Annotated in this window: 10 protein-coding genes and 1 tRNA gene; 6 read left to right on the forward strand and 5 right to left on the reverse strand. The window is 41.5% G+C overall.

Annotation, left to right across the window (positions count from 1 at the left end; translation table 11 throughout):
* Positions 1 to 180: 180 nt before the first annotated feature.
* The gene (locus AWH66_RS21060; RefSeq protein WP_063603607.1) at positions 181 to 1,503 is read right to left on the reverse strand and encodes a site-specific integrase; all 1,323 of its coding nucleotides are present in this window, start codon (positions 1,501 to 1,503) and stop codon (positions 181 to 183) included.
* A gap of 87 nt (positions 1,504 to 1,590) precedes the next feature.
* Positions 1,591 to 1,681: transfer RNA gene (locus AWH66_RS21065), tRNA-Ser, on the reverse strand.
* A gap of 332 nt (positions 1,682 to 2,013) precedes the next feature.
* On the opposite strand from AWH66_RS21065, the gene AWH66_RS21070 reads away from it, so the two are divergent.
* On the forward strand, positions 2,014 to 2,694 hold the full coding sequence (locus AWH66_RS21070; protein ID WP_063603606.1) for a MaoC family dehydratase: 681 nt from the start codon (positions 2,014 to 2,016) through the stop codon (positions 2,692 to 2,694).
* Positions 2,695 to 2,746: 52 nt separating this feature from the next.
* Here the strand turns inward: AWH66_RS21070 and AWH66_RS21075 are convergent, their stop codons facing one another.
* A complete protein-coding gene (locus tag AWH66_RS21075) occupies positions 2,747 to 4,363 on the reverse strand; it encodes a VRR-NUC domain-containing protein (RefSeq protein ID WP_063603605.1) in 1,617 nt (538 codons plus the stop codon).
* A gap of 381 nt (positions 4,364 to 4,744) precedes the next feature.
* Here AWH66_RS21075 and aroG point away from each other — a divergent pair, with 381 nt between their 5' ends.
* Together aroG and AWH66_RS26185 are read left to right on the forward strand one after the other, a co-directional pair.
* Complete coding sequence (gene aroG / locus AWH66_RS21080) at positions 4,745 to 5,797, forward strand: 3-deoxy-7-phosphoheptulonate synthase AroG (protein ID WP_063603604.1); 1,053 nt, start codon at positions 4,745 to 4,747, stop codon at positions 5,795 to 5,797.
* A 110-nt stretch (positions 5,798 to 5,907) separates the two neighbouring features.
* Entirely contained in the window at positions 5,908 to 6,102 is a 195-nt protein-coding gene (locus AWH66_RS26185) for a hypothetical protein (RefSeq protein WP_240495646.1), read from the forward strand.
* 254 nt (positions 6,103 to 6,356) lie between these two features.
* On the opposite strand, the gene AWH66_RS21090 is transcribed toward AWH66_RS26185, so the two are convergent.
* Both AWH66_RS21090 and msrB read right to left on the reverse strand, forming a co-directional pair.
* Positions 6,357 to 7,463 carry a mechanosensitive ion channel family protein gene (locus AWH66_RS21090; protein ID WP_063603603.1) on the reverse strand — a complete coding sequence of 369 codons (1,107 nt, stop codon included), beginning with the start codon at positions 7,461 to 7,463 and terminating at the stop codon, positions 6,357 to 6,359.
* A 245-nt stretch (positions 7,464 to 7,708) separates the two neighbouring features.
* Positions 7,709 to 8,785 carry a peptide-methionine (R)-S-oxide reductase MsrB gene (msrB, locus tag AWH66_RS21095; protein WP_420882872.1) on the reverse strand — a complete coding sequence of 359 codons (1,077 nt, stop codon included), beginning with the start codon at positions 8,783 to 8,785 and terminating at the stop codon, positions 7,709 to 7,711.
* Positions 8,786 to 8,971: 186 nt separating this feature from the next.
* Between msrB and AWH66_RS21100 the strand changes: the two genes are divergently transcribed.
* From AWH66_RS21100 to AWH66_RS21110, 3 genes are all read left to right on the forward strand, one after another.
* Positions 8,972 to 9,370 carry an OsmC family protein gene (locus AWH66_RS21100; protein WP_063603601.1) on the forward strand — a complete coding sequence of 133 codons (399 nt, stop codon included), beginning with the start codon at positions 8,972 to 8,974 and terminating at the stop codon, positions 9,368 to 9,370.
* Between the two features lie 12 nt (positions 9,371 to 9,382).
* Positions 9,383 to 10,252: a YdcF family protein gene (locus AWH66_RS21105; protein ID WP_063603600.1), complete on the forward strand. Its 870-nt coding sequence runs from the start codon at positions 9,383 to 9,385 to the stop codon at positions 10,250 to 10,252.
* Between the two features lie 100 nt (positions 10,253 to 10,352).
* Positions 10,353 to 13,517, forward strand: coding sequence for a response regulator (locus AWH66_RS21110; RefSeq protein WP_063603599.1), 3,165 nt, complete (start codon positions 10,353 to 10,355; stop codon positions 13,515 to 13,517).
* Positions 13,518 to 13,609 lie beyond the last annotated feature (92 nt).

Below are 13,609 nucleotides of genomic sequence, written 5' to 3' on the forward strand. Positions count from 1 at the left end.
CATCTTTTGCGCAGCAAAAGTGTGACGGGAGCGTAGCGGGTTGCTATTGCGTCACACTTTTTAAGTGAACGATATTGGCACTGAAAGTGCCATTGATGACAGCAACAGTGCCAAAGGCGAGTTTAAGCGAAGGTATCATGATAGGCCTCGCTGAATAGCGCGGCTTCAAGCTCAGGGCTGTCATGTATCAGCATTTGCAATAACATGAGAGTACTTATCAAACACAGCGTCATAATGAATCTTGTTGATAACGTTCGCCAGTTTACAGAGTGATAGACGCTTTCCATAACGACCATAGGTCATGGTGTTATTGCTGTGGCCCACTATTTGAGCCGTAATATGCTCAGGCACACCTTGCTGCTTAAGCTCATCAATGAAAGTGTGGTGAAAACCATAGGCGGTCGGGCGCTGACCTGCTTTCATCCCAATAGCCGTCTGATACTTACCCATTTTAGAGCAGTAGGACTTAGACCAATCATCAAATTGATTGGCAGGGACGTAACTAAACAGTTGAGTATAACCGCGAGCCTTACGTGCGCTGACATAGTCGAGGAAACCTAGCTTTATCAGCGTGTTATGAATCGGGACTTGACGAAGACTATGGACATTTTTCACTGATTTCTCTTCATCACTATCGTTAATGGAAAAGTAATGAATACCGCGCTGACACTGTATGTCGGAGAGCTTCAATTGACAGATTTCGGAAGGTCGAGCCCCTGATAGCAGGAGTAGTCGAGATATCCATTGAAACTCTGTGTCTCTGTTTTCAAACTGATGGGTGTGAAAGAATCGGGTTAGGTCTTTGAGTGTCCAGCGCTCGCGCTGCTCATCATGTCGTTTTGAAGCTTTACTTGACACCTTCACGTCTTCGAAAGGGTTCAAGCTGGTATGGTTCATCAGTTTACAGTACTTAAAAAACTGGAAGCAGGCGGCAAGGAAGTCTTTATTCGTTTTAGGGCTTCTGCCTTGTCTCAAGAGTTCATCTCGATATCCTAAGGCATGAGCGGTGGTGATGTTACCGACGGTTTTTTCACTCACGAAGTCAATAAAGTGATGAATGCGACTGTTTAGCTGATGTATGGTCAGCGGTTTAACCGATTGAAGCGTTTTCGATTCGACAAAAGATGCGAGCGCATCTTTTAATGAAACGATGGCTGTGGTGTGGACAGGTGAGCTTTGGTGGCATGTCACTGTGGTCGTTTGACGGATAGGTACGGTCGCTAATGGTTTGTGGTTATCTTTGTTGTCATCAAACGCGCTTCTCAACTCATTAACCAAGTTGTCAGCAGCTTGTTTAAACGCTAATGGCGTCGTTTGAGGCGTGATGCTCTCTATCAAGTGCTTCAGTTCAATGGCGATAGCTAGGTTACGCAGTGATGCGAGCCGTCGGTCTTTGGTTAATAGCGAGACTTTGAGGTCAAATGGGAAGCCTCTATCACGCGCACATTTAGGAAGACAGATGCGGGTATAGTAGTTATGGCTGGCAGTTTTGAATAGGTACATTGTCTGAGTCAATCCTTACGGTTAACTTTGCACCTGTCAGAAATGAAATAAGCCGTTGATAATCAACGGCTTATTTCATTTTAAAAGTGGCGGAGAGATAGGGATTTGAACCCTAGATACGCTATTAACGTATGCCGGTTTTCAAGACCGGTGCTTTCAACCACTCAGCCATCTCTCCGTTTTGTGGCGCTAATAATAGAGCCACGAGAAAGGGCTGTAAAGTAGAAAATTCGCTTTTGGGTACTGACTGCGTTAAATGCAGTCAAAGTGATGTTAATTTGTTCAGGGTGGTCGTTATGTGTGTGATTCTAAGAAGATTGTTTTACTAAAAGTGGATATCCGGCGAATTTTACTGCTAAATAAAATAATGTTTTTTATTGCTAAGATATTGATCTTTAAATATAAAACAGTGTTCAGAATACGCGTGTTCGCTCGAAAAAGTTTGCGTGATGAAGTGACATGCTTCAAAATAGTAGGGTTAGTTCTTATGAACTGAGATTTGAGGTCAAGATGAAAGTTGTAAAATTGTTTAAACAAAGAGCTGATTCGGTTAAGCATCAGTCTGAGCTTATGCAATGGATGTCGCCCACTATTCGCGAATATTGGACTGAGTTTGTCGACAAGACGAATCATAGCAATTTTTTAGCATGGGTCAGAGACTATCACAAGCCTGCCGTAAATGAACCACATGTAGTACAGGTCGAACCAGAAATTGTGCTCAAACCCGCAGCACAGGAACTATTTGACGAACTGCAAGACAAGATTGGCACTGTGATTCATGAAGGTAACTGGATTCACGTTGGTCAAGAACGAATCAATCAATTTGGATCAATTACGGAAGATAACCAGTGGATCCACACTGATCCAGAAAGAGCGGAACAAGAATCACCATTTAAGACCACTATCGCACATGGTTTCTTAACTCTGTCTTTGTTGCCAGCACTAACAGATAGTGTCGATCCGGATAAACCTCTTTTTCCGACTGCGAAGATGATGGTAAATATCGGGTTGAACCAAGTCAGGTTCCCATACCCAGTTAAGGTAGGTAGTAACCTTCGAGCTAAGAGCACATTGGTCAAAGTTACACCGATCAAGAAAGGTCTTGAGATAGAGCGTGAAATACGCGTAGAAATAGAAGGAATCCGTCGCCCCGCGTGTGTTGCGACATCTGTGATTCACTTACACTTCTAGTCGAGTTTCATAAAAACCAGCGTCATTGCTGGTTTTTTTGCCTGCCACTACATCAGTCATTATTGACGTAACACACTTCATAATTAATGTTTAATCTCTCCATCTGTTTAAACCAACGTTTTTGATTATTCTGAAGTTTGTCACCAGGCCCCTTTACCTCACACCATAACCATTCGTTGCCTTTGAACGCGACTAGATCAGGCATACCATTGCGATATGCTCTCAGGTCTGAGAGAAGAACAGCAAACAAATCTGCTAATTGCTTATAGTCAATGGATGTCATTGCCAACTCTAACCATTCCGTATCCACTAAGTCCCAAACAATGAATGGGTTCTGCATATTTTTTTTGGTTTCTAGAATGTTTAGGTACGGTTTAACACCATTTCGTTTAACTTCGGATAGCCTTTGTTCGATTGCGCCTTTTCGCTTTTCAATAAATGACGGATGATATAAATCGAGCGGTTGGCGTTGGAATGGATTGATAAAAGCGCCTTCGACGGGTGCAAAAATAATGTCCCAAAATACCAATCCAAACATAGTGTTGAGAAACTGATTCTCTAAATAGAAAACCTTCCATCCTAGATCAGATAGCTTATTGCAAACAACTAACTCAACACGTTCATGAGATAAGTCAAGATTGAACCTACGTTCTGGAAAGCTTGGTTTGACTGTCCTATCAAGAGCTATCTTTAATTTCCTGTCGAGTTTAGTTTTTAATCGTTCTCCTACTTCTTGCTCATCGATGCTTAGAGGGCTTTTAATCATTATTAGTGTAAGTTTAATTGCTGCCTCGAATTTTCCTTGATGAATAAGTATACGAACTTGTCGCTCTCTAGATGGCGGAAGTCGGGAAGACTCGAACAGGCTCAAAGCAAGGTCGAGGTCGCCTTGTCGCTCGAGATCTCTCGCGATTAGATTAGTGAGTTTGTCTAATTGTCTAGTGGCGTACTGTCCGTTTGCGGATGGAAGTAAGTCAGCAAATTGCCTTATGAGCTTGGAACAGGGCTTTTTGAGTTCTGTGTACGCTATCCTTAGACCTGTAATTGCTAGTGTGGAGTCGATTTCCGTTCTACTATTGAACAATCTAGTCGCCTTAGACACTTCATAATCCTCAAACTTATGAATTCCTAGATTTTCTAAGACGAATTGTGCGAACTCTTGATGCCGATTTCCAAAGAATAATAAGCAAAGAAGAGGTAACACCTCATCGTCCAACAGTCTGACGACAGTGAACGGAAGTTTGGGTACATGATTTGGCTGTTGGTGACGTAGTTGTTCGATCAGTTGGTTTTTTTTAGCGGTACGTTTTAGATCTGAATAAAAAGTGAGAATCTCAGGCTTTGATAACAACGTGGACGCGAGTTCAAATGAACTTGTAGGCGGCTCTGTGCTTATAAAGCCATAATCCATAAGTTCTGAAATAGGTGAGTCGAGACAGCCGATTTCGGGATAGTTCAGTTTATCGTCTCTAAACCAAATCCCTTTGCGAGTCATTAGTCGAATAACAAGGCATTGCGCGTTTTCACTAAGAGTATGAAACGATTCAATCCAATGTCGTTCACTTTGTTTCAACAAATCAGAGTAGATAGACTCAACATGCAACAGCAAACGTATGAAGTTATCTCGATAATACTTAGACGGTAGAGTAGGTGGTGAAAAAACAGACACTAGGAAAGACGCTTCTTGTTTAGATGAATTCCGCTTTATTAAATAATAGTTGAGTAATTTGAGCTATAAAAAATATCACATTACCAAAAATAGACCGTTTGTTGAGTCGTAGATTAGTGACGTAGATCTATCAGCTAAATGGATGATTTTCTGACAATGTTTACTAAATGTATGATTATTAGTCAAAAATAAATGTATTGATATGTTTACACTGTGTCTAATTTTAAAAACGAGCAATTAATTTGCCTTTTTATTTAAATAGTGATTGAACTTATTGTTCGAAGCAGATAAGTTACAAGGAAAGAGCACGACATAAGTCACAAAATGGAATGCGGTCGTGTATCAAAGATGTAGATTTAAAAGAATAGGAAGAAGTAAGCAATGTTTCAAACTGATGATGTACGAATTAATAAAGTAAAAGAACTATTACCACCAGTTGCTGTTTTAGAGAAGTTTCCAGCGACAGAAGTTGCTTCTTCAACAACGTTTAACGCACGTAAAGCAATCCACAATATCCTTCAAGGCGACGATGACCGTCTGCTAGTGATTGTCGGTCCATGTTCTATTCATGACACTGAAGCGGCGATTGAGTACGGTAAACGACTAAAAGTACTGCGTGACGAACTTGGTGACAGACTAGAAATCGTAATGCGCGTTTACTTTGAGAAGCCACGCACAACAGTAGGTTGGAAAGGCCTCATTAATGACCCTTATTTAAACGACACGTTCAAGATTAACGATGGCTTGCGTATGGGTCGTAAGCTTCTCCTAGACTTGACTGATCTGGGCATGCCGACGGCGAGTGAGTTCCTTGATATGATCAGCCCGCAATATGTTGCTGACCTTATTAGTTGGGGTGCAATTGGTGCTCGTACAACTGAGTCTCAAGTTCACCGTGAACTGTCTTCTGGTATTTCTTGCCCTGTAGGATTTAAAAATGGTACCGACGGGAACATCAAGATTGCATCTGATGCGATTCGCTCTGCTAGCGCTTCTCACCACTTCTTGTCTGTAACCAAATACGGTCATTCTGCGATTATTGAAACCGCTGGTAACCCTGACTGTCATATTATCTTACGTGGTGGTAAAGAGCCAAACTACAGTGCTGATCATGTAAAAGCTATCAAAGATGAGCTGACAGCGAATGGTCTACCTGCGAAAGTGATGATTGACTTTAGCCATGCGAATAGCTCAAAGCAATTCCAACGTCAAAAAGTCGTTGCTACAGATGTAGCTCAGCAGATGGCTAACGGTGAAGACGCTATCTTTGGTGTAATGATTGAGTCTCACTTAGTTGAAGGTCGTCAAGATTTAGTTGATGGAGTTGCGCCAACTTATGGTCAGTCGATTACTGATGCGTGTATCGGTTGGGAAGATACAGAGAATGTACTTCGTGAACTGGCAGACGCTGTTGAAGCTCGCCGTAAAGCCTAAACATTTTTGATTGATGATTAAGCCCTTGGTAATACGAGGGCTTTTTTATTGAAGTATACAGTATGACATACTATTATATGCAGCCCTGTCATATCTTTAGGTTGAATATAATGAAGCTGTCCGTCCGCCGTATCCTCATTGTCTGCTTGCGTGTTCTTGTATCTACTGCCGTAAGTGCGAATACGTTGACTAATGAACAACTCTGTACGGCAGGTCTAGCGCTCGCTATTGATAAACAACCACGTGGAATCAATACAAAGGGGCTAGCCGGAAAACAAAATACTGTTGGCATTAAAAGATGGTAAGAACGACTGGGATTATCGTTGTCACGTGAATCGTTCTTCGAGAACGATAAAACTTGAGGCGAGGGAATCTAGATTAAATGATGCTTACCTAAAGCAGTCCATCCATTATGATGTTTCCAATAATACTAGAGCTGTTGAGGTAAAGATGAAACAAAGAAATGGTGGATTCAAATCAGAAAAGTATCAAGCCAGACAGCTCAAAACCTAATGCGTTTTACCAAGGAAAAGGGAGCATTAAATGCTCCCTTTTAAAGTCACTCGACAATGATGTCTTTCACTGTGGGGTGTTCGTGAATCGAGACAGGATCAACTTTCAAAGTTTGCGTAGGGTACGCAATATCAGCGTCATTTTTCTTAATAATGTCCATTACTTGTAATAGGACATCTTGCTTTACTTCATGATAGCGAGCCCAGTTTACTGTTTTAGTAAAGGTATAGATAAAAAAGTTAAGCGAAGAAGGACCAAATTTATCGAAATTCACCATCAGTGTCTGCTTGGCATCGATATCTTTATGATTTTCTAGCATGGTTTTTACTTCATTAACAATCTGACTGACCTTGTCCCCATCGTCATAACGAAGACCAATCGTTTCATATATTCTGCGATTAAGCATACGTGAGGGGTTTTCAACGACAATGTTGCTAAAAACAGAGTTTGGAACATAAAGCGGTCTTTTATCAAAAGTACGAATAATGGTCATCCTCCAACCAATACGTTCCACTGTTCCTTCTATCGCTCGGTCTGGAGAGCGTATCCAGTCACCGACCTTAAAGGGGCGGTCAAAATAAATCATCATGCCGCCGAAGAAATTAGACAGTAAGTCTTTAGCCGCAAGACCGACAACTAAACCACCGACACCACCAAAGGTAAGTAGGCCTGATAGACTGAGGCCTAGAGCCTGCATTACCGTCAGAATGCCAATAGAGATAAAGAACAAGCGCGCTACTTTTGCGATGGCCTGAACGGTTGTCTCATCACGTTTTTTCTGAGCCAATACATATTCTTCAACGTTTTGAATAAGTCGAAGAAAAATCCATATGAAGGTTGATATAACAAGCAGTAAGTCGACTTTATTTAACCAACTCGAATCCGTTTCTGTATGGGAGGCCAAAACTAACCCAATAGATACAGTTGCGGGCCAGAGCCAAATGAGAACACTAATCGGAGACTTAACCGCTTTAATGAGTAGGTCATCCCATACAAGATTGGTTCTTTGAGTCAGTGCTTCAAGTCGCCCATAGAATATTCGCCAAACAACCCAAAGAAGGAAACTACTGCCAGTGATCAGTAGTAGATTACTTAATAGATCGTAGCCAAAAGATTGAATATAGTTTTGTAGCGTATCTATTGAACTATTCATCGCCGTTAGAAGCCTTTCTATTAACTCAATGTATTTGTACAGAACAAACAATGAGTAAATGAATCGTAATTATCGGATATTACTCAGATTAATAAGAATAGTACATGCAGAAAGTGATTTTTATTTTATGGATCCGGACCATTTTATCGATACAAAAAGAAACGCGATACCGAGTAGGCTGGTATCGCGTGCGTTCGACCTTTGAAAAATGAGCAACACTTGCAGCATAAGTTTATGTTGCCCACCTATTGGTCGAACAAAGCCAAGTATTTTTCATAACCCTGCTGTGCAAGCTTTGATTTTGGAATAAAACGCATTGCTGCTGAGTTCATGCAGTAACGCAGCCCGGTAGGAGCGGGACCATCTTTAAACACGTGTCCAAGATGAGAGTCCGCAAACTTGCTTCTTACTTCCGTCCTCGGAAAAATCATCTTGTAATCAGTTTTTGTGACAATGTAACCATTATCTATGGGTTGAGTGAAGCTAGGCCAGCCTGTTCCCGACTTGTACTTGTCAGTGGAAGAAAATAAAGGCTCTCCGCTAACAACATCTACGTAAATACCATCCTCTTTGTTATCCCAATATTCATTGTTGAATGGCTTTTCTGTACCATCTTCTTGAGTGACATAGAACTGTAAGTCAGTAAGGGATTGTTTGATTTCGTTGTTATTTGGCCTTGTATAACGCTTTAATGAGCTTTTATTGGCCTGGCTATCTATCATTTGACGAAGGGTGATTGGATTATCATTCCTATCCTTACCAAAGATCTCATCCAGATACTGATCGCGACCCGAGTTATATCGATAGTATTTGTACTTCAGGCCGCTTTTTTTGTAGAAATCCTGATGGTATTCCTCCGCTGGCCAAAAAGTATCAAAAGCAATCAACTCAGTAGCGAGAGGTTTTTGAAATACACCGAGTGTGTCTATCTCAGACATAAATCGCTCCGCAATGTGCTTTTGCTCGCTATTATGGTAAAAAATAGCAGGGCGATATTGCGGCCCTCGGTCTACGAATGAGCCTTTATCATCAGTTGGATCAATGTGACGAAAGAAGTGGTCAAGAACTTGTTCGTACGAGACTTTGTCAGCATCATAGCTTACTTGAATCACTTCAATATGACCTGATTTTCCACTCGCAACTTGTCGGTAAGTCGGGTTTTGCTGCTGACCACCCGCATAACCAGACACAACTTCTGTTACGCCATACAATTGTTCTAAATCTGACTCAGTACACCAGAAACAGCCCCCCGCTAAAGTCGCGATCTCTTGATTCGCTCCCTGCGCTTTAGGTGAGTCAGCCATCCCCTCGCGAGGTATCATAAGCCAAAGGATTGGAATAGCCGCTACTAATGCAACAAGTAGTTTGGTGAATTTCGTCATGAAAGCTCCAAATTAAGTAGTGTTTGTTATTTAGATTAGACAGAGCTGCCTGCTGAAAAATTTCAAATTGCCGTTTTATCGGTTACTATCTCAGTCTTTATAATCAGTCGTACTGCAGAGGTTTATATGCAAGCGGAAGTGAAATGGATCGAAGGATTCAAGTTTTTAGGACAATCGCAATCTGGTCATTCAATCGTAATGGATGGCAGTGGTGGCGAAACCGCACCAAGTCCAATGGAGATGGTTCTAATGGCCGCAGGTGGTTGTAGCTCAGTCGATGTCGTTGACGGATTAAAGTCAGAAAACCAAGCTGTAACATCGGTAAATGCAAAGCTAACCACAGAACGACGTGAAACCGCGCCAAGAATCTTTACCGCGATTAACATCCATTTCGAAATCAGTGGCGACAATCTCGATGAAGCCTTGGTGGCTAAGGTAACTAAAGATTCATTGGAGAAATATTGCTCGGTATGTCTCATGCTTGGTGCTGGTGTTGAAATGACGCACTCTTGGGAAATTATTTAAAGGACGATATCGGTGAAAGAAAAGGAATTCGATCAACTTATCGTTGTTCTAGGAAAGCGCCTCAACAAAAATGCACTCACTTTGGAAGGGGTGTCTAGAGTCGAAGAAATCTTGCGTCATGTTAGCAGCAATGACTGTAGTTCATCGATCATTGCCTTTTGTGGTGGTGTGACGAATGGACAGTCAGTTTCTGAAGCTCGATTAATGTTTGAAGCGTTTGAAACTGGTCTTTCACCAATGGATAATTCCAACGTTGGCGCTGTTTTGCTAGAAGAGGAATCAACAAGTACGGTGGAAAACATCATTCACTTGTCAGAGGTACTCTTGGAAAGTGAATTGCTACAAAATGGTGCGAAGATTGAGGTTAAGTTTGTTTCGAATGACTACCACTTGGAAAGGATGTTAACGATCCAGTCCTTACTCGATGAGCAAGGTTTGCTACGCTACCTAAAATCTGAATGCCAGCGAGCAGGGTTGAATTTAAATATCTCACCTGACATACAGTCGCATTTCTCAGTACCTTATCCTCACAGCTGTGTAAATGGACAGTTATTCACCTTGCTAGATGAACTCACAACTTACCGAGTGTATTTGGAAGGGGTCAGGGACAACGTGTTTAGACGTCCTTTATCCGAAGTAATCGTAAAACCGTTATCCATTGCCCATTGTGCATTAGCACAGTTAGAAGTTCTCGTTTCGCCTACAACTCATGCAGTGTTGTATGATCAACTGCCAGCTTTAAAGTCGGCGGTTGAAAGAACATCATCAACAGAGAACATCAGTGAGATTGAGAACGATCTTTCTTTATTCGACACTTTATTAAACTACTTAAATCGATATTTGGATCCTGAGCGTGACGAGAGTATTAAGTGGTGGCGATAACCGACTTTTGGAAAAAATTATCATTAAATTAGTCGATTAGTTCGACCTGTCTCAATGATGTCCTACACTCAAAGTATCTAAACTTTAGTTGGGCAAGGGAATGAGGCAACTTAACTTTTGGAATAATTTGTCGGTTCAACGCAAAATGCTTTTACTTGTATTGTTACCGATAGCACTAATTATCTTCTTGGCATCTCGTCAGATTTCTACCCTAAATCTCCAACTAAACAATCTTGAAAAAGTAGAAGCGTTAGTGCGCTTTTCAGAAATTCTTTCCGATACACAATCGCAGTCAAACAGTACGCGACTAGATAAGACGACTGTCGAACTTTCCCCTGTCCTTGATTCTCTCCAACAATACGCAGCCAAAATATACGGTGTAGAAGATCTAAAACGGATTGATAATCTTCTTATTGATTATTTTGAAACCATTGAATCGATTAGAGAAAGCCAAGACATAGCGGAGACTCATGAGCTCGTTGATTGGCAAAATGAGAGTTACAAGCAATTGCTGCTGTTTGTAGAGAAAACTCCGTTAACGGCCGTGATACCAAAAGTCGATGGACATCTGGTATCACTCGCACAATTAGAGTGGCTAATGTTCTGGGCAGGGGAAGAGATTTGGCAGATCAATACGTTAGTAAGCGACGATCAAAAGGATAGAGCAGCGATGCTATCAACAAGAGAGTCGATAGTTAACTTAGTGCAAAGCCAGCAACTTTTTGTGGAGAGATTTATCGCGATAAATGCGGATGAAACTCAAGTTAGTTTGTTGCTGAGAGCCTTTTCTAATCTTGCTTTTGAACAAAGCAGTGTTTTTAGAGAGCAGCTTTTAAATACTAAGAGCGCAACTGATTTACCTATAGCAGATATTAAGCTTGGGATGGAAGCGCTAGATTTAAGGCTTAATTTGATTCAGGGCGTGTCTCAGTCTATTGAAGTACAACTTAGAACTGAAATTCGAGAACTTGTCTCGGGTTTTGAAAAACAAAGATTATTGTTTTTAACATTAGTTGGCGTTCTAACTATCTTGGTGGTGGGCATTGGGATAAGTCTTGCTCATCGTGTAACTCGAAACTTGAGTCTGGTCCTATCATTCCTAGAGAATGAAAAAAGTATTGGAAATATACCGCTAACGGCACGAATTGGTGGTAAAGACGAATTAAGCCGCTTTGCACGTGAAGTCGAAAGGTTGACGAACGAGCAGCAAGAGAGCCAACGTAAATTGCTCGAAGCTAAAAACGCAGCTGAGCAGGCGAAAGAGAATGCCATCGAAGCAAGTAAAGCGAAAAGTAGTTTTTTGGCGAACATGTCACACGAAATTCGTACCCCTTTAAACGGGGTTATCGGTATTTCTGAAGTCTTGTCTGATACGGTGCTGACTGCTACTCAAAAAGATTACGTTGATACGATTGAGACTTCATCCCAGCTGCTATTAAGCCTAATCAATGACATCCTCGACTTTTCGAAGATTGAATCAGGGATGCTTCAAATCAACCCACACTCTACCTCTATTCGGGAAACGATTTATGACATCGCATCGATCGTGGCACCAAAAGTTAAAGAGAAAGGCATAGAGCTAAACGTTGATATCGATCAGAACGTTCCGTTTCGTGTTCTCGCTGATGATCACCGTATGCGTCAAGTGTTAATGAATTTTATGTCTAATGCCGTCAAGTTCACTGATAAAGGTAGTGTTACCATAGGAGTACACTATCAAGGCGAGTCTAATAACATGGCGTCGTTGATGTTTGAAGTTCAGGATTCGGGCATTGGCATCGACAAAGAAAGGCAATCCAAAATCTTTGAAGCGTTTGCTCAAGAAGATGACTCCACAACGCGACAGTTTGGAGGTACGGGTCTAGGATTAGCGATCAGCACTCAATTGATTGAATTGATGGGAGGGGAGATCCAACTTGATTCTGTTAAGGGAGTAGGGAGTCGCTTTTACTTCACACTAGAATTAGCCATTGATGAAAGAGACTACCAGCACCGTAGTCCATTAGTCTTAGATGAGCTTGTCATCGTTTGTGATTCAGTAGCCTATGAGCAGCGTTTACGTACTGAACTTGGCTTTTATCAGCTGAACATTGCGCGGGTTTGCCGTTCAATTCATGAGGCTGACTTGCTCAATCCACAGAAAAAGACCTTATTAATCTATGTTGAAGGTGGAGACGTCAATTCAGATAAGGATGAAACACGCTTTGCTGAGATTCAAGCGAACCGAACGGCAATATGTTTAATCAGACAATTTGAAAGTTCGAATAAGGACTTTGGCAATAACATTTGCGCACTCATTACTTACCCTCTGCTGGGTAATCGACTTTTGAAATCTCTAGAGGCTTGCTGTAGGACGTTAGATAAGGGGGTAACTGCTCCAAACAGCGACACTTGTGCGACTAAGCGAGTCAAAGCCCTGTTAGTTGAAGATAATATCGTGAATCAAAAAGTAGCGAGCCTGCACCTTAACAAGATGGGGCTTGAATATGATGTTGCAAACAACGGTGTAGAAGCTATTGAGCTTTATAAGAAAGATGCAGGCTACGCGTTTATTTTGATGGACTGTATGATGCCTATTATGGACGGATTCGAAGCGACAGAAAAAATACGAAATCACGAATCCGATAACCATCTACCTCGTACTCCAATTATTGCTTTGACTGCGAGTGTGGTCGATGATGACATTCAGAAGTGTTTTGACTCAGGTATGGATGATTATGTTCCTAAGCCCTTCAAAGCCGAAATACTCAAAGAAAAGATCGTGTCTGCTATTGAGCTAAAAGGTACAGTTGATAATCCTATCACACTCGATAGCAATACACCGATTGAACAGACTCCTAAATCTAATCCAGCACCAGTAGAGACTGAGTCTGTGTCTGATGCCCTGTCTTCTGGAAGAGTTCTGTTGGTGGAAGATAATTTGGTTAATCAGAAGGTTGCATCATTACATCTCAAAAAAGCCGGGTTTGATTACGTAATAGCGGCTGATGGCCAAGAAGCATTGGAGCTATTTATCAGTCAAGGTAAGTTCGATGTCATTTTGATGGACTGTATGATGCCAGTAAAAGATGGTTTTCATGCAACACAGGATATCCGTTCGTACGAGAAAGAGAATGGATTGAACCCAACGCCAATAATCGCGTTAACAGCGAGTGTGGTCGATGATGATATTCAGAAGTGTTTTGATGCAGGAATGGATGCGTATGTGCCAAAGCCTGTGCGCAGAGAAAAACTCCTACATGAAATGAACAACTATCTGCCGTAACTTCTCAAGACTTAGTCTTTTTAAACAATGGCATTGCTGCAGCACATATAGTGTCTCGAAAGATAGCAATGCTACCGTACCATTAGAGAAAT

Source organism: Vibrio barjaei (assembly GCF_001639065.2).
Classification (GTDB): Bacteria; Pseudomonadota; Gammaproteobacteria; order Enterobacterales; family Vibrionaceae; genus Vibrio; species Vibrio barjaei.